This is a genomic window from Brenneria goodwinii (assembly GCF_002291445.1).
GTDB lineage: Bacteria > Pseudomonadota > Gammaproteobacteria > Enterobacterales > Enterobacteriaceae > Brenneria > Brenneria goodwinii.
The window spans coordinates 2,825,930-2,848,593 of record NZ_CP014137.1; the positions used below are offsets into that span (position 1 = coordinate 2,825,930).

At 54.4% G+C, this 22,664-nt stretch carries 14 protein-coding genes and 1 pseudogene; 5 read left to right on the plus strand and 10 right to left on the minus strand.

Features of this window, described 5'->3' with window-relative positions:
- Positions 1 to 9 precede the first annotated feature (9 nt).
- Together ACN28R_RS12695 and ACN28R_RS12700 are read right to left on the minus strand one after the other, a co-directional pair.
- On the minus strand, positions 10 to 1,206 hold the full coding sequence (locus ACN28R_RS12695) for a nicotinamide mononucleotide deamidase-related protein YfaY (protein ID WP_095834590.1): 1,197 nt from the start codon (positions 1,204 to 1,206) through the stop codon (positions 10 to 12).
- Between the two features lie 185 nt (positions 1,207 to 1,391).
- Positions 1,392 to 1,934 carry a YfaZ family outer membrane protein gene (locus tag ACN28R_RS12700; RefSeq protein ID WP_048635734.1) on the minus strand — a complete coding sequence of 181 codons (543 nt, stop codon included), beginning with the start codon at positions 1,932 to 1,934 and terminating at the stop codon, positions 1,392 to 1,394.
- 257 nt (positions 1,935 to 2,191) lie between these two features.
- On the opposite strand from ACN28R_RS12700, the gene ACN28R_RS12705 reads away from it, so the two are divergent.
- A complete protein-coding gene (locus ACN28R_RS12705) occupies positions 2,192 to 3,634 on the plus strand; it encodes a catalase (protein WP_048635735.1) in 1,443 nt (480 codons plus the stop codon).
- 258 nt (positions 3,635 to 3,892) lie between these two features.
- On the opposite strand, the gene menE is transcribed toward ACN28R_RS12705, so the two are convergent.
- From menE to menF, 6 genes are all read right to left on the minus strand, one after another.
- A complete protein-coding gene (gene menE / locus ACN28R_RS12710) occupies positions 3,893 to 5,287 on the minus strand; it encodes an o-succinylbenzoate--CoA ligase (protein ID WP_095834592.1) in 1,395 nt (464 codons plus the stop codon).
- Positions 5,275 to 6,246, minus strand: coding sequence for an o-succinylbenzoate synthase (gene menC, locus ACN28R_RS12715; RefSeq protein ID WP_048635737.1), 972 nt, complete (start codon positions 6,244 to 6,246; stop codon positions 5,275 to 5,277). Before menC ends, menE begins: the two co-directional genes overlap by 13 nt.
- Complete coding sequence (menB, locus tag ACN28R_RS12720; RefSeq protein WP_048635738.1) at positions 6,246 to 7,103, minus strand: 1,4-dihydroxy-2-naphthoyl-CoA synthase; 858 nt, start codon at positions 7,101 to 7,103, stop codon at positions 6,246 to 6,248. The genes menC and menB overlap by 1 nt, the downstream gene beginning before the upstream one ends.
- Positions 7,104 to 7,108: 5 nt before the next feature.
- Positions 7,109 to 7,888 (minus strand): 2-succinyl-6-hydroxy-2,4-cyclohexadiene-1-carboxylate synthase, encoded by a 780-nt coding sequence (gene menH, locus ACN28R_RS12725; RefSeq protein WP_095834593.1) that lies wholly within the window; start codon positions 7,886 to 7,888, stop codon positions 7,109 to 7,111.
- Positions 7,882 to 9,564: a 2-succinyl-5-enolpyruvyl-6-hydroxy-3-cyclohexene-1-carboxylic-acid synthase gene (menD, locus tag ACN28R_RS12730; protein WP_048635739.1), complete on the minus strand. Its 1,683-nt coding sequence runs from the start codon at positions 9,562 to 9,564 to the stop codon at positions 7,882 to 7,884. The genes menH and menD overlap by 7 nt, the downstream gene beginning before the upstream one ends.
- Positions 9,565 to 9,661: 97 nt before the next feature.
- Positions 9,662 to 10,987: an isochorismate synthase MenF gene (menF, locus tag ACN28R_RS12735; RefSeq protein WP_048635740.1), complete on the minus strand. Its 1,326-nt coding sequence runs from the start codon at positions 10,985 to 10,987 to the stop codon at positions 9,662 to 9,664.
- Positions 10,988 to 11,289: 302 nt separating this feature from the next.
- Between menF and ACN28R_RS12740 the strand changes: the two genes are divergently transcribed.
- Genes ACN28R_RS12740 through rcsB form a run of 3 tightly spaced genes read left to right on the plus strand, consistent with a single transcriptional unit; the run spans position 11,290 to position 15,791 of the window.
- Positions 11,290 to 12,456, plus strand: a complete 1,167-nt coding sequence (locus ACN28R_RS12740) for an MFS transporter (protein WP_048635741.1) — start codon at positions 11,290 to 11,292, stop codon at positions 12,454 to 12,456.
- Positions 12,457 to 12,472: 16 nt separating this feature from the next.
- Positions 12,473 to 15,148, plus strand: coding sequence for a phosphotransferase RcsD (rcsD, locus tag ACN28R_RS12745; protein WP_095834594.1), 2,676 nt, complete (start codon positions 12,473 to 12,475; stop codon positions 15,146 to 15,148).
- Positions 15,141 to 15,791: a response regulator transcription factor RcsB gene (rcsB, locus tag ACN28R_RS12750; protein ID WP_048635743.1), complete on the plus strand. Its 651-nt coding sequence runs from the start codon at positions 15,141 to 15,143 to the stop codon at positions 15,789 to 15,791. Before rcsD ends, rcsB begins: the two co-directional genes overlap by 8 nt.
- Positions 15,792 to 15,982: 191 nt before the next feature.
- On the opposite strand, the gene rcsC is transcribed toward rcsB, so the two are convergent.
- Complete coding sequence (gene rcsC / locus ACN28R_RS12755; RefSeq protein WP_236840243.1) at positions 15,983 to 18,853, minus strand: two-component system sensor histidine kinase RcsC; 2,871 nt, start codon at positions 18,851 to 18,853, stop codon at positions 15,983 to 15,985.
- Between the two features lie 123 nt (positions 18,854 to 18,976).
- Positions 18,977 to 21,619: a DNA topoisomerase (ATP-hydrolyzing) subunit A gene (gene gyrA, locus ACN28R_RS12760; protein ID WP_048635744.1), complete on the minus strand. Its 2,643-nt coding sequence runs from the start codon at positions 21,617 to 21,619 to the stop codon at positions 18,977 to 18,979.
- 265 nt (positions 21,620 to 21,884) lie between these two features.
- Here gyrA and ubiG point away from each other — a divergent pair.
- A pseudogene (gene ubiG / locus ACN28R_RS12765) lies at positions 21,885 to 22,603 on the plus strand (bifunctional 2-polyprenyl-6-hydroxyphenol methylase/3-demethylubiquinol 3-O-methyltransferase UbiG).
- Positions 22,604 to 22,664: the final 61 nt, after the last annotated feature.

The window sequence follows — 22,664 nt, forward strand, 5'->3', positions numbered from 1 at the left end:
ACAAGATAATCAGTCCAGCGTCTCCAGCACATTTATCCAACCATGGCCGCCGTATACCGGCCAGCCGTTCAGCCAGCGGCGCAGCATATTCATCGCCAGCATCGCGACGACTTCCTGATGCGTCTGCAGACTATAACGCGACACGTTAAACTGTATCGCCAGCGCATAAGCGCCTTGCGGCGTATGCAGCGCAATCGCCAGCCGATCGTCAACTCTCGCGCTTATCGTCAGCGCCAGCGCCGCCTGACGGCTTTCCGCCAACTGACGGGCGGCGTCCGCCAGTTGCTGCAAATCCTGCGGATCCGCCTTTACCGGTAATTCACCGCCGGCCAGCGGCACGCCGGCCGACTGTAGCTGCCAGTTCAGCAAGCCCGCGGTAAAGTTTTCGCTCACCGCCAGTTGGAGTTTGCGCTCCGCCAGCCGACGGGCCAGTTGCGCGGGCAATCCTTCCGTACCTTCAAATACGGTGTTCTCTCCCGCGACAGTGCGTACCTGTTCCCAAAGCTGCTCCATTGCCGCCTGTTGCGAAGCCGGCCCGGTCAACTTCAACTCAATCACCGGTACGGATGAGCGATACCCCAACACCACGCCGGGCGGAAGCGCCACCCCATCCAGGCGGCTGGCGAGGTCGCTTTCAGAACGGCCAAAGGTGGTTAAACGCAGACACAGCGGCGGCTCGGCGATCGTAAAGCGATCGCGCAAACGCGGCATGATTTGCTGATCCACCATAATCTTAAATTCGGAAGGCACGCCCGGGGTAAAAAACAGCAGGCATTTGTTTAATTGCAGTGCGAAACCGCAGGCGGTGCCCACCGGGTTATCAATCACCTCCGCGCTGGCGGGAAGCAGCGCCTGCTTGCGGTTATTCGGCGACATTACGCGGCCGCGCTCCGCAAAGAACGCCTCCATCCGCTCAATCCATTCGGCATGTTCAACCAACGCTTCCCCTGCCGCCGTCGCGGCGGCCAGCGAGCTGAGGTCGTCGCTGGTTGGCCCCAATCCGCCATTGACGATCAGAATATCCGCAATCTGGCTACGCTGGTTCAGCGCCGAGACCAAAGCATCGAGATCGTCGCCCACCGTCATACGGCTTGCCATCGGCAATCCCTGATGGAACAGGTAGTCCGCCAGCCAGGCCGCATTGGTATCAATAATCTGACCATGCAGCACTTCATCACCGGTACATAACATCTCGACCCTAAGCATTTTTCACTCCTAATTTTGTTCTACAACTGCGGAAAATCCAGCTGATAAACAATGATTTTTTCTTGTTCCTATTACAATACGACTCGACGGCGGATAATGGATCCAACATTTGTAAAAATATAAGAGATGCAAAACGGGCGCGAATTATCGCGCCCGTTTTTGACTTCACCGCGACCGCGCAGTAATTAGAAATTCAAACCTACGCCGATGTAGGCGGAATCAGCCAGTTTGTTGTCTGAACGACCGCTCTCGCCGGCCAGATTGATATAGCGATAACCCACATCCACATTCAGCGGGCCAACAACCTGCCAGCGGACGCCGGCCTTACCTTCGACGTAGTGATCCACGTGGCTGGAGAAGGCGTCCGGCGAGTAATAACCTTCACCATATAGCGAGAAATAACGGTTGATCGGCCACTGCACGCCGCCGCCCAGCGCCAGCGCATGACCGTCAGAACCGTGGTCCTGATTCAAATACAGCGCCTTGCCGCCTAGCGTCACTTTCAGCGGGCCGACCGGAAGCGTATAGCCCAGACCGAAACCGTAAACATCGTTATTGCTGTCGCCGTGAGCGTAACTCACACTGCCGGACAGCCCAGGGACCAACAGGCCAAACCCAACGTTTGCACCGGCATAATCACGCCCCGCTTCCCCGGAAATGCCAATGGCGTATACAGAAGATGCGGCAAACAGCAAACTTCCTGCACAAGCAATCACAAATTTTTTCATTTTTAATACCCTTCAAAGCAGTTATTAAACGCGCGTGCAAAAACAAGTTGATATCGTCGCCGATTCTACGCGAATCGCGCAGGTACTCCAGCGTAACGTTGTCCTAAAATACCATTTTTTCCTTCAGCGCCGCTGCAAATAGCGTTCAGATAACCATGGTAAAAAGATAAGCGCCATCATTTGCCTAAAGACCACATAATGACTAATAGTATTAGGGGAAACTCAAATACTCATAGCGATAATATAAGGAAAAGATGATGAGCAAAAAAAAGCTGACGACCGTTGCCGGCTCACCCGTGGTTGATAATAACAATGTAGTCACCGCCGGGCCGCGTGGTCCTATGTTATTGCAAGATGTATGGTTTTTGGAAAAACTGGCGCATTTCGATCGTGAAGTGATTCCAGAACGACGGATGCACGCCAAAGGCTCCGGCGCTCACGGCACCTTCACCGTCACCCACGATATCACCCGTTATACCCGGGCGAAAATATTTTCTGAAATAGGCAAAAAGACCGACATGTTCGTGCGTTTCTCCACGGTAGCCGGTGAACGCGGCGCGGCTGATGCCGAACGCGATATCCGTGGTTTTGCCATGAAATTCTATACCGAAGAGGGTAACTGGGATCTGGTCGGTAACAACACGCCGGTATTCTACTTGCGCGATCCGCTGAAATTTCCCGATCTCAACCATATTGTCAAACGCGATCCGCGCACCAACCTGCGTAACCCGGTCTACAAATGGGACTTCTTCTCGCAGTTGCCGGAAGCCCTGCACCAGTTGACGATCGATTTCAGCGATCGGGGCTTACCCAAGTCTTTCCGCAACATTCATGGCTTTGGCAGCCACACCTACAGCTTTATCAATAACGCCAATGAACGTTTCTGGGTGAAATTCCATTTCCGCTGCCAGCAAGGCATCGAAAATCTGATGGATGACGAGGCGGAAGCGCTGGTTGGTAAAGATCGCGAAAGTTCACAGCGCGATCTGTTCAACGCGATTGAAAGCGGCGATTTCCCGCGCTGGAATCTGCAGATACAGATTATGCCGGAAGCCGAAGCCTCACAGGTTCCCTATAACCCGTTCGATCTGACAAAAGTCTGGCCGCACGGCGATTACCCGCTGATTGATGTCGGTTTTTTCGAACTGAACCGCAACCCGGACAACTACTTTTCCGAAGTGGAACAGGTCGCCTTTAACCCGGCGCACACCGTACCGGGCATCAGCTTCTCGCCGGATAAAATGTTGCAAGGCCGTCTGTTCTCCTATGGCGATGCGGAACGCTACCGTCTGGGTGTGAACCATCATCAGATCCCGGTAAATGCGCCAAAATGTCCGTTCCATAACTACCACCGTGACGGCGCCATGCGTATCGACGGCAACAGCGGCAACGGCGCGACCTATGAACCGAACAGCTTTGGCGTATTTCAGGAACAGCCTGATTTCAGCGAACCGCCGTTAACCCTGGAAGGGGCGGCCGATCACTGGAATCACCGTGAAGATGACGACTACTACAGCCAGCCTCGCGCGCTGTTTAACCTGCTGAGCGAAGAAGAACACCAGCGGATGTTCCAGCGTATCGCCGGTGAACTGTCGCAGGTGCCTGAATTTATCCAGGAACGCCAGATCGCACTGTTCAATAAGGTCGATCCCGCCTATGGCGCCGGGGTTAAAAAAGCGCTGGAAGCCGTTGGGAAATAACTGAATGGGCGAGCGCGCGTTTCAAAACTCGCATTGCCCTTAACGACCTCCACCCGGCCGCCCCGTGTCGGGCGCGTGCGACGAGGTCGCATGAAAATGGCGGTATTGTGACGCACGAAACCGTCTCCAAGCCTGCATAAAAATGTGACTAAGAGACAGCTTGTTCGGGGGAGGAGCAACTACGCGATCTTCCCCGCGAAGGGGAATGAGGTGGGGCGGAACCACAAAGTCGAGCATCAAACCAAGGGAAAACACGCCTCAGTCTTTCTCCTGATGGCTTTTACTCTCCACCCAAACCTGCACCTGACGGCGGGAGATTTTAATCCCGCTGTTTTTCAATGCCGCCGGCAGATGATAATAGGCCACCGGGCGTTGAAATCCCGCTAACCGGGGCGACAACCAATCCCGGATATCGTCCAGCGTTGCCGCTTCGGTGATTTCAATCACCGCCGCCGGACGCTGACCGAACTCCACGTCATCCACCGGTACGACGCAGGCTTGCTGGACATCGGGGTGCGTGAGCAGCAGCGACTCAATATATTCCGGCTGAATGCCTTCGCCGCCGCTGAAAAACTGGTTATCCAGACGCCCCAGAATTCGCCACTCGCCCTCGGCGAAACATCCGCGATCGCGGGTGTGGAACCATCCCTCTTCATCAACTAACGGGAACAGTCGCCCATCCCGCCAGTAGCCCGATGCCAGCGTACTGCCGCGCAGCAGCACTTCCTCGCCCGCCAGCCGGATTTCCCGTCCGCGTAACGGCAGCCCCACCCCGGCGCGGCCATCGGCGCGTTTAGCGCACACCGTCGAGGCCAGTTCGGTTAAACCGTATCCGCACCAGCAGCGCACGCCGCACGCTTCGGCCTGACGCGTCAAATCCTGCGGGATCATCGAACCGCCCAGCAGTACCGCTTTCAGCGTGGCCGGCACGGTGTTTTGCGATAACAGCCGCCATAGCTGAGTCGGCACCAACGATGCATGCGTACAATCCTGCAGCGCGGACTCCAAAGGCTGTTTTATACGCACCACAATCCTTGCGCCAGAGGCCAGCCAGCGCCACACAATCCCCTGCCCCGAAACATGAAACAGCGGCAACGACAACAGCCAGCTATCGCCGGCCGAGAACGACATCATGTCCAGTACGCCCTCTGCGCTGGCCAGATGCGCGGCAAAGGTATGCGCCGCCGCCTTCGGCACGCCGCTGGAGCCGGAGGTTAGCGTCAGCGTCGCCAACTGTTGCGGCCGCCAGGGCTGTACCGGGTAAGCGGAAGAGAGCGATTCAGCGGATTCAGGCTGCAACGCAACGATGCCGGACGGCCACGGCTGCCCGCTCAGACACAATCCATAGGTGACGTCGAGAGAACATAGCAACGTATGGGTTAACGATTCGGGCAGTTGCGGATTGAGCGGCAATAACCGCGCGCCGCATTGCAGCAGCGCCAGATAACAAAACAGCATCGTCCCGCTGTTCTTGCCGCGCAGCACCACGCCGCAACCGGGCTTCACCCCCTGTTTTTCAAAACCGGCCGCCAGTTGATTAACCCGTGCGGCCACCTGTCGCCAGTTCCAGCGGGTATCCTCTTCAATCAACGCGACGTTCTGCGACGCCTGTTCGGCCCAGTAATGCCAGGGCCAGTCGTTCAGCATTGCCATACCAGTTCCAGTTGTTCGGCCGTCAGCAGCGGTAACCCGCTTTCCGGCCAGGATCTGACCACCTGCGCCCGCATCAAATCCAGCGTATCCAGACCGGGAATGGTATCCGGCGTCAGCCAGTGCGCCAGCCGCGCCAACTGGTTCAGTCCCAGGCTGGATTCGATACTGGAGCTGATGACGGCGGTTAAACCGACCTGGTGCGCCTGCTGAATCAGTTGCTGGCATCGGTCAAGGCTGCCGACCAGCGTCGGTTTTATCACGATGGCGCTGACGCCCGGTTCCGCTTCAACCTGGAAATCGGCTTCCCGCACGCTTTCATCCCAGGCGATATTGATACCGGTTTCCCGCGCAAACTCACGGGACTCCTGACGGGTTTTGCACGGCTCTTCCAGAAAAGCGATGCGCGAACGCAACGCCGGCGCCACATAGCGGGCAAAGCCATCGGCCTTGGCGCGCGTCCAGCTGCGATTGGCGTCCAGCCGCAATTTCAGATCCGGCAGGGCTTCCAGCAACACATTCACGATCATGCCGTCGCGCACGGCTTCATACAGCCCGACTTTGACCTTGGCGACCTTTTCACCCGGCAGCCCCTGAAGCATCGCGAACAGTTCGTCAGGATCGCCGTTGCACAGCGGCGCTTTACGGTAATCAGCCGCTTCCGGCAACCGCTGTTCCAGCTCAGCCTGAGCACAGCTCAGGCCAAACGCCACGGAGGGCGGAAGATCATCGGCCGGCGCCTCGCCGGCAACCCAGCGCCGTAGCTGCGCCAGCGTCGCCGATTCGGCCTCCGCCAGCGTTTCCGCGCTGAACTCAGGCAGCGGCGCTATCTCGCCCCAGCCTTGCCCGCCGTCCTGTTGCAGAAGAACGATGAGCCCATCGCGGCTTTTCAGGCGCTGGTTACGCAGCACCACGCCGGCTTCCATCGGTACGCTGTAGCGATAAACCTTAACCTGACGCATTACGGATTCCGTTTGAATTTACTGAAGTCGGGCTGACGTTTTTCATTAAAGGCGTTACGCCCTTCCTGTCCTTCATCGGTCATATAGAACAGCATGGTGGCGTTGCCGGCCAGTTCCTGCAATCCCGCCTGTCCGTCACAGTCGGCATTCAACGCCGCTTTCAGACAACGTAGCGCCATCGGGCTGTTCTGCAACATTTCACGGCACCAGCGAACCGTTTCTTTTTCCAGGGAGTCCAACGGCACCACGGTGTTGACCAGCCCCATATCCAACGCCTGCGCGGCATCATACTGGCGGCACAGGAACCAGATTTCGCGGGCTTTTTTCTGTCCGACGATGCGCGCCATGTAAGAGGCGCCCCAGCCGCCGTCGAACGATCCGACACGCGGCCCGGTCTGACCGAAGATGGCGTTCTCCGCTGCGATAGTCAGATCGCACATCATATGCAGCACATGTCCGCCGCCGATGGAGTAGCCCGCAACCATCGCCACCACCGGTTTCGGGCAGGTACGGATTTGACGCTGGAAATCCAGCACGTTCAGATGATGCACGCCGCTGTCATCCTGATAACCGCCGTAATCGCCGCGCACCTTCTGATCGCCGCCGGAACAAAACGCTTTTTCCCCCGCCCCAGTCAGAATAATGACGCCGATGCCGTCGTCGTAACGGGCATTTTCCAACGCGTGAATCATCTCTTTCACCGTCTGCGGGCGAAAAGCATTACGCACCTGGGGACGATTAATGGTGATTTTGGCGATGCCGTCAGTGGATTTGTGATAAAGGATATCGACGAAATCGCCGCTGCAATCGTGCCATTCCACCGGGGCGTAAAGCAGTTCTTCACTGGGATAAAGCATAGTAATTAATCCTTAACGGGATGCGAAATAAAAGAAAGTATCCGCGCGGCATACTCCGCCGGATTGGCTAAATGAGCATTATGGCCGGCCTGAGTCACGCTCAGTAACGGCAGATTATACTGCTTTGCCAACAGCTGAAATTTAGTGTCCAGGTCACCGCACAGATAGACAAAGGGAAAAACCAACTGCCGGAGCTTTTCCCCCAGCCAGGGCTGACGCCCAAGCGAGGTGGCCGCCAACATATCCGCCACCGCCGCGCCCTGGTTATGGCGGCGTCGGGCAACCAGACTGGCACGCTGAACAGCGTTTAAATCAGCAAATACCGCCTGCCGATACCAATCATTCAATACCACGTCGATGGGCTCATGACGAAAACGTTGCGCCCAGCGGGCATCATGCAACAGACGCTCCTCACGTAATAGCGGCGGCGTCAAACCAGGGTTACCCCCTTCGACCAGCAGCCCTTGCATGCCGTCAGGCTTCCCGCAGCAGGCGTGATACATGGCAATACGGCCGCCCAGCGAATACCCCAGCAGCCAGTACGCGTCAATACCCTGCCGTTGCAGCGTAGCGGTTAACAGCCGGCTGACCTGGGCAAAACCGTCGACCGCAATAGCGCGCGAGCCGCCATGTCCCGGCAAATCCACCAGCAGTAAAGGCCAGTCATTGAAAAACGGCGCGATCGACTGCCAATCCTCGCCGCTGCCCAACAGGCCATGCAGGCATACCAGCCACGGACGAGAGGGAGGCACGCCCTCATGGACGATTTTCCGGCAGTTCAGCATGACCACGCCGCCGCCTGCGAGACTAACGCGTTCAAGGTTTGCGCGCCGTCTTGCGGCGCCACCACGACCTCCAGCAGCGTCACGCCCCCCTGTTCCCAGCCGTTGGCAACCGCGGCTGCGATCGCTTCCCAGTTGTCGGCCCGGACATAGTTAAGACCGAACATCGCCGCCGCATGACCGAACTCCACATTTTGCGGCATGCAGTAAAACGCTTCCCGCTGTTCCGGCGGCGTCGGCAGCAGCGAAAAGATCTGACCGCCGTTATTGTTGACCACGATCAGGATCAGCGGCGCACAAGCCTGACGCAGCAAGGCTAGCGCATTCAGATCGTACAGCGCGGAAAGATCGCCCACGATCCCCAAGGTGGGCCGGCCATTGCCGCGCTGAACCCCCGCCAGCGTCGAGATTAGGCCATCAATGCCGCTGGCTCCGCGATTGCCGTACACCGGATATTCCGCCGGCAGCTGCGCCAACGCATCAATAAGGCGGATCGCCAGGCTATTGCCGACGAAAAGTTGTCCTCCCGGCGGCAGGAGTTCGGGAATGCGCTGCGCCAATTGCGCTTCGCCAAAGCGCGACGCCAGCGTGGTGATGACCAACTGTTGCGCCCGATGGGCCATCGTTGTCAGGTCATCGGCCCACGGAGCCTGCTCCAACGGAGGATGAGCGCTGAGCCAGTCGCTGATATCGGCAATCAGGCGGCGACCGCGATGGTGCGCCGGATCCAAACGGCCCGGCCGCGCATCAACCAGCCAGTACTCCCGCGGCTGACATTGCGCTTGCCATTGCAGCAACCGTTTCCCGGTCAGGTTACCGCCGAACTGCACGACGATGTCGGCCTGCCGCAACCGCTCGGCCGCCAAAGGACTGGCCAGCCAGATATCGGCGCAGGGTAACGGCTGGCCGCTTTGCGAAAGCACGTCGCCAATCAGCGGCCAGCCCAGCGTACTGGCCCATTGCGCGATCTGCGCGCCCTGCCGCGGGCCGACATTGCCGGCAATCACCACGCCGCGCTTTTGCCGCCACGCCGCCCAATCGGGCTGAACCATTAGCCCGCGCGCCTGCTCCTCCCGCAGCCAGGGCGCACGATTTTGCGACCAGTCGCCCAGCGGCATCAGCCAGTCACGGTAAGCGGTTTCATCATCGGCGCCGTATAATGGTTCCGCAAACGGACAATTGATATGCAACGCGCCGTGCGTGAGCCGGGCCATGGCGCCGTCCACCGTGGAAACCAGCCAACGGGCGGGAATATCCGGCGTGGGGCGCGGCAAGTTCAGCGCCAGCGTTGGGTGAGAAGCGTATAATCCATGCTGACGGATGGCCTGATTGGCGCCGCAGTCCATCAATTCTGGAGGGCGATCGGCCGTTAGCACGATTAAGCGCTCGCCGGTCAATCCGGCTTCAACGATCGCCGGGTAGAGATTCGCCGCCGCCGTACCCGATGTCACCACAATCGCAACAGGTTCGCCGCTGGTTTTCGCCAGCCCCAGAGCCAAATGTCCTAATCCCCGCTCGTCAAAATGGGTATGACAAATCAGCGCGCCATGCTCGGCCGCGGACAACGTCAGCGGAGTAGAACGGGAGCCGGGCGCAATGCAGATATGACGCACGCCGTGACGGGTCAGCGCCTCAAGCAGTAACGCGGCCCAGCGACGATTAAATACACTTGTTGACATTATTTACTCAACGGCTCAGGTGATAGTAATGATGATATTTTTCACAGTGCCGACTTTGATATAAACCGGCACCGGACACAACAAACATAAAACAAAACTATGACATATCACCCTCTAACAGGGATTTTAGCCCGGCGGCCTTGTTTTCCAACTCCAGCCATTCCTGCTCTGGATCAGAACCGGCCAAAATGCCGGCGCCGGCATACAGCTTCAGAATATTGTCGCTGATTTCCGCCGAACGCAACGCCACGCAAAATTCCGACTGCTGAAGAGAGAGATAACCGGCGGAGCCGGCATACCAACCGCGTTCGAATGGTTCATGCTCCGCGATGAAACGACGAGCGACGGCTCTGGGCAGACCGGCCACGGCGGCGGTGGGCTGTAAATCATCAAGGCAGACGGCGTCCGACCTCTCCTTCAGCTCCGCCAGAATGGCGCGACGCAGATGCTGAACTTTGCGCAGGCGGATAATTTCAGGCGGCATCACATCCAGCGATCGCGCCGACCGCCGCAGGCGTTGGCAGATATCATCGACCACCATCATGTTTTCACACTGATTTTTCGTATCCTTCATCAGCCAGTCGGCAAGCGCCGCCGTTTTGTTTGCGTCTTTATCACTCGCCGCCGTACCGGCCAGCGCTTCGGTTTCAAGCCGCTCATCGCATCGACGATAAAGCCGCTCAGGGCTGGAGCCGAGAAACGCCTGCCGGGCATCATGCGCCAGCATGAAATGAAAACAGCGATGATTGGCCGCACGGCTGGCGGCCATAAAGGTTGTCGCCTGTAATGGCCGATCCAGCGTGAGCGTCGTCGCTCTTGCCAGCACCACTTTTTCCATCGCGCCGGCGGCAATATCGCGCAGCGCGAGCTGCAGCAGACTGCCCCAGCGTTGACGATCCGGCTGATGTTCTATTTTCTCGATCTGCGTCTGCAAAGGGGGTTGTGGACGCATCGGCAGCAGAAAATTGATGAACGCCGATGCTTCCTCGGCATCCTGCTGTAGCGAGGTTTCACTGTACAGGTTGATTTGTAAGCTAAGCGTATTGCCCTGGCGCAACAGTTCAACCCGCGGCAAAAAGAGATAGCTGGGGGATGCGCCTTGTGCGCGCTGAGACGTCTGGTTAAACGCATTCAATCCCCAGATACGCACGTTCCGAGCGCATTTTTGCCGCGTAAGGAACGCCTCAGCATCCTGAATGTGATGAAAACCGCACACGCGTCCGCAAACCGCCGCCTCTTCATTGTCCTGACGGTGCTGCCAGTAAAACTGTGGGTAAACGGGTTGCGTTGCCAGCCATGGCAATAACTCAGCCGCTTCGCTGATGACCAATGAATGCGTTATCTGCCTGAAACCCGCATTTATCGGCTGTGGCTTGCGCAACGCCTGCTGCACGTGACGCAACAAGTCGGAAAGTTGTCTCAACGTAACCCCGGTATCCTAACTTAAAGTACGGGATTATACGGAAAAAAAGGCGCGGAGGGTGAGAGGTTATCAGGATAAAAGGAGAATGGATCTTATCCCTGGTTTCGTTTTGTGCAGACGTCGCCTTTACCAGGCTCATCCTGCTTTACGAGGGATTATCGCTCATCTTTCGCACAACTCGCGTTAACTTATCCGATAATCCCCCGTTCTATGGCCTGAAAATGACGATCTCTTCGATTCAGCGCCGCAATTATGGTAGAAAGAATCCCCATTGCATCCATCAGGAATGTGTCGTTCAGGCCATGAGTACAACACTGAGTTCCGAGCAGGTCGTCAACCAACAACAACCCGGTAAAAAGGCTCAGACAGCAACGCGTATTACTTTTTTTATCGCGGGGTTTGCTATGGCTTCCTGGGCGCCGCTGGTGCCTTTCGTTAAAGATCGCCTGGCGGTCAGCGACGCCTCCTTAGGCATGCTGCTGCTTTCTCTCGGTATAGGTTCCCTACTGGCGATGCCATTCGCCGGTTTGTTGACCAGTAAGCTGGGATGCCGAACCGTCATATTATCGGCCGGCGCATTGCTTTGCCTGGTGCTGCCGATGCTGACGCAGGCGAATACGCTGCCGTTGATGGCCATTACCTTGCTGTTTTTCGGCGCGGCCATCGGCACGATTGATGTGTCGATGAATATTCAAGCCGTTATTGTTGAACAGGCCGGCGGCCGGGCGATGATGTCGGGATTTCACGGATTCTTCAGCGTTGGCGGTATCGCCGGCGCAGGCGGCGTCAGCGCCCTGCTGTGGTTGGGACTGTTCCCCGTCACGGCCATTCTGATTATTGTCGCCCTCTGCCTGATGTTGTTCTCTTTGGCGCAAAGCCATCTGTTGCGCACCACCAATCAGGTTGATAGAACCCCGTTATTTGTGATCCCTCGGGGTTGGATCATGTTTATTGGCCTGCTGTGTTTTATTATGTTTTTGGCCGAAGGCGCAATTCTGGACTGGAGCGCGCTGTTTTTAAACGCCGAACGCCGTCTGGACCATGCGCAAGCGGGTATCGGCTATGCCGCCTTTTCCGTCGCGATGACGCTGGGCCGGCTGAATGGCGATCGCATCGTCAATGCGCTGGGGCGCTATGCCATCCTTGCCGGCGGCAGCCTTTGCGCGGCGTTAGGCCTGCTGTTAACCATCAGCATCGACAGCGCGGTAACCTCTATTTTCGGCTTTGTCATGGTGGGAATTGGCGCATCAAACGTGGTGCCGATTCTTTTTAGCGCCGCGGGCAACCAAAAAGTCATGCCGGCGAATCTGGCTATCGCCTCAATCACCACCGTCGGTTACGCCGGTATTCTGATTGGTCCGACCCTGCTGGGTTTTATCGCGCAAATCAGCAGCCTGGCGGTGGCATTTGGCTGCGTCGCGCTATTGTTATTGATCGTCAGCATCAGTGCGCGTGCGGTTATTCGTTAATCAGGAGCATTAAGCAATGCCAGCAATAATAATGCGCTATTTCTCCCTGTTCATCATGCTGTTGCTTCTTACCACCGGCACGTTTAGCTACAATTACCTTTGCAACTGGCTAATGAATAAGAAGCATGCGTTAACGGATGTCGCTCAGGGCGTACAAAAGCGCATCGATACTTATCGTTTTTTCACCTACCAGATTTATGGCAGCCTGAACGGCGACCCACTGGCCAACGACACCAATATAAACGCCATCAGCCTGATGCCGGATGTCTTTTACGTAGAGAAAAGCGATCAAAAAACCGATGCCCTGATCTTCGGCCAACACGATGAATCGACGCTAAATTCCGTATACCGTATATCGCGTTATCTGGATATTCTGTGGGGCGCGGAAAACGATGTCTATACCATGTACTATCTTAACGGCATCGATAATAGTCTGACGATGATCTCAACCCAGACGTTGAAAGATATCTCATCCCAGTTTCGCGGCAGCTATATCACCGCGATAGCGGAAGCGCGCCGGACAGAAATGCTGCAACAGGCCAATGCCCTGGACGAACGTGAAAGTTTTTCTCCTATTCGTAAGCTGCGTTTTTATAACAACTACTATTTCACGCTGCGCACAACATTCAATCAGCCCGGCCATCTGGCCACCATTATCGCTTTCGACTTACCCATCAACGATTTGATCCCTCTTGATATGTCGCGGGAAAACTTCGTGTTGCGACAAGACACATCAGCCAGTATTGACGCCAATAGCGGCAATGAGGATATCTCGGTGGTACAGCTGAACGGATCGCTGATTGAGATATCTTCCCAGTTGATTAACGCACCGGTAAAAATCGTTTTTCAGGTTCCGATAAGGGTGCTGGTTCTCAATATGCTGAATAATAATATTTGGCTGCTATTGCTTAATCTGGCGCTGCTGCTTTTCGCCCTTTCCGGCTTTTATATTTTCCGCCGAAAATATATTCAACCCAATGAAGATGTCTCCCAGCAGTTGGCCGATCAGTTGGATATTTATGATGAAACGATAAGCCGAATTCCCATGGGCGTGCTGATTTATGATTTCAGCAGCAATAAGGTTGTCATACAGAACGCGCTGTCAGAAAGTTTATTACCCCATCTCAGTCTGCAGAAAATCACCAATATGGCCGATGAGCATCAGGGCATCGTTCAGGTTACGGTGAATAATGAAATGTATGAAATACGCCAGTTCCGTAGTCAATACTCGCCGGATTATTGTCTGTTTTTGCTGCGTGAACAGGATAAAGAGATTCTGGTCAACAAAAAACTCCAGCTGGCGCAGCGTGAATATGAGAAGAATGTTCAGGCCAGAAAACGTCTGTTCAAAAACCTGCTCAATGAAATCAAGCAGCCTTTGTTTTCCCTGCGCCAACATTTGTTTGCCATTAACCGTACCGAGGATATCGCCGAACAGCAGCGGATCATTCAGCAACTGTTAACGAATGCCGGCTGTGTGATTGAATTACTGGAAAATATCGAACTACAGGAAAAACTGGAGCGGCAAGAATGGCTGCCCGCCCAGCAGAGTTTTTCTCCGTTGATAATGATCGACAACCTGCTGCTGGAATTACTGCCGAGAATTAATCAGAAAGGACTTTCCCTGTTCAATCACTATAATCTGGATATTAACCAAACCTATCTGGGCGATAGCGAGCTTCTGCGTAAAACGCTGTCGCTGCTGCTGAACTATGCCATTATTAATACCGATTATGGCAAGATTACGATTTCTACCGATCGTGATACCAACGATCCGGGGAAACTGATTATTCAGATCAGCGATACCGGCGCGGAAATTACAGGTGACGGACAGGATAACCTCGACTACCCATTCCTACATCCGGCCACATCGGATCGCTTCAGTCAAAATTCAGGGCTGACGATATTTCTGTGCAATCAGCTCTGTAATAAACTGGGCGGCAGACTGAATATTCACAGTAAAGCAGGACTTGGCACGCACTATATCTTAGCGATCGCCATGGAGCCTGAAGCGCTCCCCGTTGAGGAAGAAAAGCTGCTGGACGATATTACGGTCTTACTGGATATCACGTCAGATGAAGTTCGAAATATCGTCAGCCGGCTGCTGACTGGTTGGGGAGCCGATTATCAGCTCATTGATGAGCGTCAGGTTAATCAACAGGCGGATCTGTGCATCACCGACGATCCGGAAAAAAACGAGGAGTATTCCATACTGCTCAGCGGCGACGCCGCGGCGTTAATTTCTCTGGAGCCTCACCGGCTGCAGGCGAATTACAATATCAGCCAGCAATTGCTGGAGGCGTTACTTAAGTTGATTGAGCAACGGTTGGAAACGCCTGCGGATACGCCGTTGATTGGGGATAGCAAGGATACCGGCCTTTACGCCAAGCAATTGGCGTCAAGTGATTACTATTCCCTGTTTGTTGAGACAGTACCGGATGATTTAAAGAGGCTGTATACTGAGGCGGAAGATGGCGATTTTTTATCACTTGCGCAGACAGCACATCGGTTGAAAGGCGTGTTCGCCATGTTAAATCTGCATCCTGGCAAACAACTGTGTGAGCAGCTTGAACAGCATATTACCGCGCGCGATAGTGTACAGATAGAAAATAACCTTCATGAAATTGAGGGGTTTGTCAGTGCATTATTACAGCAAGGTAGCCAACATATGAGTAACCAAAACGATGAGTAATCTAAACGTAATTATTGCCGACGACCATCCCATTGTCCTTTTCGGCATCAGAAAGTCGCTTGAACAAATTGAATGGGTCAATGTGGTTGGTGAATTTGAAGACTCAACTGCGCTGATCAATAACCTACCTAAATTGGACGCCAACGTTTTAATTACCGACTTGTCCATGCCGGGAGATAAATACGGCGACGGCATCACGTTAATTAAATACATTAAACGCCACTTTCCCCATCTCTCCATTATTGTTCTGACCATGAACAATAACCCGGCGATTCTAAGCGCCGTGCTGGATTTGGACATTGAAGGCATTGTTCTGAAACAGGGCGCGCCGACCGATTTGCCTAAAGCGTTGGCCGCATTGCAAAAAGGCAAAAAATTTACGCCGGACAGCGTATCCAAAGTGTTGGAGAAAATCAGCGCCAGCGGTTATGGCGACAAGCGCCTGTCGCCAAAGGAGAGCGAAGTCTTACGGTTATTTGCCGAAGGTTTTCTGGTAACCGAAATTGCCAAAAAACTTAACCGCAGTATCAAAACCATCAGCAGTCAGAAAAAGTCAGCCATGACAAAATTGGGCGTGGATAACGATATCGCCCTGTTGAACTACCTTTCTTCTGTTAACGGCAACGGCTCGCAAACAGAATAAGGCGTAAATGCGCTTCAAACTGATGACGGCTCTTCTGGTTCTAACCCCACCCCATCCCTCCCCTTCGCAGGGGAGGGAGAAAGCCCCGCGTTTCTAGCGTCTGGCTCCTCCCCCTGGCAAGGGGGAGGTCGGTAGGGGGTAATTAACGGCAATGCTGCGAACGTATTGTTGCCGGAAAGCGCCCCCGCAACTCAGGTTTCCGATATTTCCGTCGTTTCCCGCGATTGGCGAACCACGATGCTGTAATGGGACAAACTCTGCTGCAAGGTATCCAGCGTCACGGGTTTGGATAAACAGTTATCCATACCGGACTGCAAACAGCGCTCCCGCTCTTCCGCCAATGCATTCGCCGTAACGCCGATAACCGGGAAAGTCATGTCCATTTCACGCAGTCGCTGCGTTAACCGATACCCATCCATATTCGGCATGTTGACATCCGTCAGCACGATATCGATTTTGTTTTTGCTTAATACGCTGAGCGCATCAACGCCGTCATTAGCCGTCATCACCCTATAACCCAACGAGCCAAGCTGATCGGCCAGTAAACGACGGTTGATGGGATGATCGTCCACCACCAGAATCATAATGTCGCCATTTTCGATGCAGCCATAGTTGGTCAGCGGCGTCGAGAGCGCGGAAGGCGACGCGCAGCCCGCATCCGGACGGTAAATCTTCTCCAGCAAGTTAGGCAAATATTGCGGCGCGGAGGTGCTATGCACCCAGTGTCCGGGGCTGATTTCCTGCGCGGATCCGGTATGCGAGCCGCTAATGACAATATACGCCTTCGCTTCAAACTGCTGCGAAACCGGATAATCGCTGATAATCACGTCATCACGGCCAATAGTTTGATGCTGATAACGACAAGCCTGCATCCCGTGCGCCTGTAAAAACGCCAGCAAATAAGACTCCATTCGGGCATTGCGCACCATAATCCAGCACATTTTTCCCTGTAAGCCGGCGCTAATCGCCAACGGCACGTAATGCGCTTTGTACAGCGGGATCCTGACGCCAAACTGGCTGCCCAGCCCAGGCTCCGACTCTATTGAAATATCGCCATCCATCAGGTTGACCAATTTCTCACAGATGGCCAGACCCAGCCCCGTTCCCTGGAAATGGCGCTGAACGCCGCTCCCGGCCTGAAAGAACGGATCAAATAGCTTAACGGTTTCCCGGAACGGGATCCCCACCCCGGTATCCCGCACCAAAAATTCCAGATAACCGTCGCGACAGCCGACCTGGAAAATAATGCATCCCGTATCGGTAAATTTGATGGCATTGCTCAACAGGTTAGAGAGCACCTGCTGTAGGCGCACCGGATCGCCGGACAGACTCACCGGCACATTAGGGTCAATAAAGCAGTACAGCGTCAGGCGTTTTTTCACCACCAGCGGTAAATAGTTACTGGAAATATGGCTAATCACCTCATGCGGTGCGAATTCGCTGGGTTCAATTTTTAATTGTTCAGATTCAATCTTGGAGAAGTCGAGAATATCGCTGATGATTTTCAATAATAGCGAGGAGGAGTTATTCATCGCCGCCACCAGACGATTTGCATCCTTGGGTAAGGCTTTGGTTTGCAATAAATCCAGGTTACCGATAATGCCATAAAGCGGCGTACGCAATTCATGGCTGACCGTTGCCAGAAACATCGATTTAGACTGGCTCGCCTGCTCCGCGGCATTGGCCATTTCCTGCAGCGACTCTTCCATTTTGACACGGGCGCTGACGTCCAGCAGGACGCAAATCGCCACATTTTCATTACGATAACGGGAGTGCACAAAGCTGATTTGCAGGTGATGGTTGCGGCTGGTCATCACATCGACAAACTTGGACTGCTGCTCGCAAATAATACGGGTAATGCGCAGACGATCCTCATGAGTAAGCAAATTCAGGTAATTATGCGCTAATTCATTGCTGAGAATGTTCGTCCCGTCATTGATGCGCAAAATACAGATCCCTACCGGAGCAGAGGCCACGATCTTGCGGTTGAATTGTTCATTTTCTTCTAACTGGAACGCATTGACTTCGGCAGGCAGCAGCATTTTGCGTTCGAAGAACCAGCTCAGTAAAAACAGTAGAATGGCCGATAGCGTATTAAGCACCGCCATATTAATAATCAGCGGACCGATATGAGACAATAATACCTTTAACGGCAGAGAATAAATGATGCTGAAATTCGTCGGCGGCAGGCTCTTTTTCAGAATAATTTCATCATAACCATTCACATAACCAAAATAGTTATGCTCGACGGGATAAGAGCCGGTAGATGATAAGTAATGACCGGACTCTTCAGAAAACTGCAATACCGGCTGATTATATTGGTTGATCAGCTTGGCGCCGATCGGGAATTTCCCTAAGAATACGAAATCATCAAGGCGAATGGTTTGCTCAATTCCCATGATCACTTCCAGCTTATTACCGATATAAATCGGCGTCAGCGCATACAGATAACCGACATCCGGTATGGATGCCGGCGTAATCCAGTAGACGGATTCATCCCGTATCACGGACTGGCTGGTATTTTTCTGCTCCACAAAGCGATCCTGCACATTCTTAAGCAGGTTATCGCGATCGAGCGACTGATTGCGAATACCGAAATCAACCATACACTGCCGATCGCCGCCGACAAAAAATACCCGATTAAGATCGTACACAGCGGAAAAATTTTCCCGCCAGCCGTTAAAAAAATTATTCAGCGCGGCCAGAGAACTATCGCTACCCTCATCATGAACCGAACATTTCGCTCCCGGCGATAACGGATAAATAGATAAAGAGGGCTCCCCATCTACCGGCTGACCTTGATTCTCCGCCGTGTTCATCAGGCGATTGGCGGCCAGATATTTAAGCTCCCGCACAATATCCGCCGCGTGACGAATATAACCCTGAGACTGATCGAAGCTCAGGTTATATTCCTGGCGCAGCTCCGATTCTTTTTCATTCAGTACATTACTGATATAAAAAATGGATATCAGCGCGCCAAGCGTCCATAGCATAACCGCCAGCACCCGGAATAAATAACGGGAGACTTTTAATGTCGTATGGAACGAGGCCAGATATTTCAAGTTGATACCATTGAATTGATAGAACTGACGGTAACGATTATTTGTCGATACACTACCGATACCGCATAAAAAAAGCCAGCGTATCACACGCTGGCCTGACATTTACAATAGGCTTACCGACGCTTATTCGTCATCTTCCACCATGTCATCATCATCGGCGTCGATGTCGTCGGCAACGTCTTCGTCTTCGGCGATCTCGCCGTCAACGCTGGCAACGCCATCCAACTCTTCATCTTCCACCGGCTCAGCGACACGCTGCAAACCCACCACATGTTCATCTTCGGCCGTACGAATCAGCGTCACGCCCTGGGTATTACGCCCAACGATGCTGACTTCGGAAACACGGGTGCGAACCAGCGTTCCGGCGTCGGTAATCATCATGATCTGATCGGCGGCATCCACCTGAACGGCGCCGACGACCTTACCATTACGCTCGCTCACCTTGATGGAGATAACCCCCTTGGTGGCGCGGGATTTGGTCGGGTATTCACCGACAGCGGTACGTTTGCCAAAACCATTCTGCGTCACAGTCAGGATGTCGCCCTCGCCGCGCGGAATAATCAGAGAAACGACGCGATCGTCGCCTTGCAGGTTGATGCCGCGCACCCCGGTCGCCGTACGGCCCATGGAGCGTACCGCGCCTTCCAAGAAGCGAACCACCTTCCCTTCCGCCGAGAACAGCATGACTTCGTTGCTGCCATCGGTCAGGTCGACGCCAATCAGTTCATCGCCGTCATTCAGATTAACGGCGATAATCCCGGCGCTGCGCGGGCGGCTGAACACGGTCAAGGCGGTTTTCTTCACCGTTCCGCTAGCGGTCGCCATAAAGACATTCAGCCCTTCTTCGTATTCCCGCACCGGCAGGATCGCCGTGATGCGTTCATCCGGCTCCAGCGGCAGCAGGTTGACGATAGGACGGCCGCGTGCGCCGCGGCTGGCTTCCGGCAACTGATAAACTTTCATCCAATACAAACGGCCACGGCTGGAGAAGCACAGGATCGTATCGTGCGTGTTGGCGACCAACAGACGATCGATAAAGTCTTCTTCTTTAATGCGCGCGGCGGATTTGCCGCGGCCGCCGCGGCGCTGCGCTTCATAATCGCTCAACGGCTGATATTTAACGTAACCCTGATGCGACAGAGTCACCACCACATCTTCCTGATTAATCAGATCTTCGATGTTGATGTCAGCGGTATTGACGGTAATTTCAGTACGGCGCTCGTCACTGTATTGCTCCTTGATGGCTTCCAGCTCTTCGCGGATCACTTCCATCAGGCGCTCAGGACTTTCCAGGATATAAAGCAGTTCGGCAATTTGCTCCAACAGCGCTTTATATTCATCCAACAGTTTTTCATGCTCCAGACCGGTCAGTTTCTGCAAACGCAGATCCAGAATCGCCTGAGCCTGTTGCTCCGTCAGATAATAACGGCCGTCGCGGATCCCGAACTCCGGCTCCAGCCATTCAGGACGCGCGGCGTCATCACCCGCACGTTCCAGCATCGCGGCAACCGTACCCAGTTCCCACGATTGGGCGATCAATCCGGCCTTCGCTTCCGCCGGCGATTGCGCCCGGCGAATCAATTCGATGATCGGATCGATGTTGGCCAGCGCAATCGCCAGACCTTCCAGGATGTGCGCGCGGTCGCGGGCTTTACGCAGTTCAAAAATGGTCCGGCGGGTTACCACTTCACGACGGTGGCGAACAAATGCGGCCAGGATATCCTTCAGCGGCATGATCTTCGGCTGGCCCTGATGCAGCGCCACCATGTTGATGCCGAAAGACGTTTGCAACTGAGTCTGGGAGTAAAGGTTGTTCAGAACCACTTCACCCACGGCATCGCGTTTAATCTCAATGACGATACGCATACCGTCTTTGTCGGATTCGTCACGCAGCGCGCTAATGCCTTCAATACGCTTGTCTTTCACCAGTTCGGCGATTTTCTCAATCAGGCGCGCTTTGTTCACCTGATAGGGAATTTCATGCACGATGATGGTTTCACGCCCGTTTTTGTCGTCGGTTTCCACCTCGGCGCGCGCGCGAATATAAATCTTGCCGCGCCCGGTACGGTATGCCTCTTCGATGCCGCGCCGGCCATTAATAATGGCGGCGGTCGGGAAATCCGGCCCTTTAATATGTTCCATCAGGCCTTCAAGGCTGATGTTTTCGTCATCGATATAAGCCAGACAACCATTCACCACTTCCGTCAGGTTATGCGGCGGAATGTTGGTCGCCATCCCGACCGCGATACCGGAAGACCCGTTAACCAGCAGGTTCGGTATCCGGGTTGGCATGACATCGGGAATTTGCTCCGTGCCGTCGTAGTTCGGCACGAAATCAACGGTATCTTTTTCCAGATCGGCTAACAACTCATGGGCGATTTTCGCCATGCGTATTTCGGTATAACGCATTGCCGCCGCTGAGTCGCCGTCAATTGAACCAAAGTTGCCCTGTCCGTCAACCAGCATGTAACGCAGTGAAAACGGCTGCGCCATACGGACGATCGTTTCATAAACGGCTGAGTCGCCGTGTGGGTGATATTTACCAATAACATCCCCGACGACGCGAGCCGATTTTTTATAAGGTTTGTTCCAATCATTTCCCAGTACACTCATCGCGAACAGTACGCGGCGGTGTACCGGCTTTAGTCCATCACGAACATCTGGTAACGCACGCCCGACAATAACGGACATGGCATAGTCCAGATATGAGCTTTTAAGCTCTTCTTCAATGTTGACCGGTGTGATTTCTCTGGCAAGGTCGCTCATGGAGCCGCTATCCCTCTATTTATGCATCTACCCGAGTTCAAAAGGTGAAAAAGTATATCACAAACCGCGGTTTCGGGGAAAACTCCCCGCCATTCGACAAATGATATTCCTCGGGAACGGCCCGAGAGGAAAACGATGCGCAATGGATTTCACATCCAGGCAAGCGGCCAATCCATCCGCGGCTCGCCAGATGAAGGGATACAACATCCCGGGCGCTAACGATATACTCACCAAAGACAAAGATAACCAAAGGCAGTGATTGCACATGAAGGCAGAAAATCAAACACCGAATGTCGACCAGCAGGAAATCGCCAAATTTGAGGCCATTGCCCCCGCTGGTGGGATCTGGAGGGTGAATTCAAACCCTTGCACCGCATCAACCCGCTGCGACTGGGTTATATCGCGCAACGCGCCGAGGGTCTGTTTGGCAAGCAAGTGCTGGATGTAGGCTGCGGCGGCGGCATTCTGGCAGAGAGCATGGCGCGAGAAGGCGCCGACGTCACCGGCCTGGATATGGGGGCGGAACCGTTACAGGTGGCCCGCCTGCACGCATTGGAAAGCGGCATAGCGGTGAATTACATTCAGGAAACCGTGGAAGCGCACGCCCAGGCGCACGCGGGCGAATACGATGTGGTTACCTGCATGGAGTTGCTGGAGCACGTACCCGATCCGCAGTCCGTGGTTCAAGCCTGCGCGCAGTTGGTCAAACCGGGCGGTCACGTTTTTTTCTCCACCATTAACCGCAACGCCAAAGCCTGGGCGATGGCCGTTATCGGCGCCGAATACATTTTGAAGATGGTGCCGCGCGGTACGCACGACATTAAAAAATTCATTCGCCCGGCGGAGCTGATTGGCTGGATCGATACCACGCCGTTGCGCGAACGCCACATCATCGGGCTGCACTACAACCCGCTGACGGACCACTTTAAGCTCGGCCCCAACGTGGATGTCAATTATATGCTGCACACCCGGCGTGAGGCATAAGCCCGTTATCCAATGATGCGGCGTCCCCCGCTTCGTTCGACGCAACTGTTTCGTATGCGCG

What these genes read in the sequence shown, in the direction of transcription:
- ACN28R_RS12695 (WP_095834590.1), bottom strand. Translation starts at nt 1,206, where the DNA reads ATGCTTAGGGTCGAGATGTTATGTACCGGTGATGAAGTGCTGCATGGT.
- ACN28R_RS12700 (WP_048635734.1), bottom strand. Translation starts at nt 1,934, where the DNA reads ATGAAAAAATTTGTGATTGCTTGTGCAGGAAGTTTGCTGTTTGCCGCA.
- ACN28R_RS12705 (WP_048635735.1), top strand. Translation starts at nt 2,192, where the DNA reads ATGAGCAAAAAAAAGCTGACGACCGTTGCCGGCTCACCCGTGGTTGAT.
- menE (WP_095834592.1), bottom strand. Translation starts at nt 5,287, where the DNA reads ATGGCAATGCTGAACGACTGGCCCTGGCATTACTGGGCCGAACAGGCG.
- menC (WP_048635737.1), bottom strand. Translation starts at nt 6,246, where the DNA reads ATGCGTCAGGTTAAGGTTTATCGCTACAGCGTACCGATGGAAGCCGGC.
- menB (WP_048635738.1), bottom strand. Translation starts at nt 7,103, where the DNA reads ATGCTTTATCCCAGTGAAGAACTGCTTTACGCCCCGGTGGAATGGCAC.
- menH (WP_095834593.1), bottom strand. Translation starts at nt 7,888, where the DNA reads ATGCTGAACTGCCGGAAAATCGTCCATGAGGGCGTGCCTCCCTCTCGT.
- menD (WP_048635739.1), bottom strand. Translation starts at nt 9,564, where the DNA reads ATGTCAACAAGTGTATTTAATCGTCGCTGGGCCGCGTTACTGCTTGAG.
- ACN28R_RS12740 (WP_048635741.1), top strand. Translation starts at nt 11,290, where the DNA reads ATGAGTACAACACTGAGTTCCGAGCAGGTCGTCAACCAACAACAACCC.
- rcsD (WP_095834594.1), top strand. Translation starts at nt 12,473, where the DNA reads ATGCCAGCAATAATAATGCGCTATTTCTCCCTGTTCATCATGCTGTTG.
- rcsB (WP_048635743.1), top strand. Translation starts at nt 15,141, where the DNA reads ATGAGTAATCTAAACGTAATTATTGCCGACGACCATCCCATTGTCCTT.
- gyrA (WP_048635744.1), bottom strand. Translation starts at nt 21,619, where the DNA reads ATGAGCGACCTTGCCAGAGAAATCACACCGGTCAACATTGAAGAAGAG.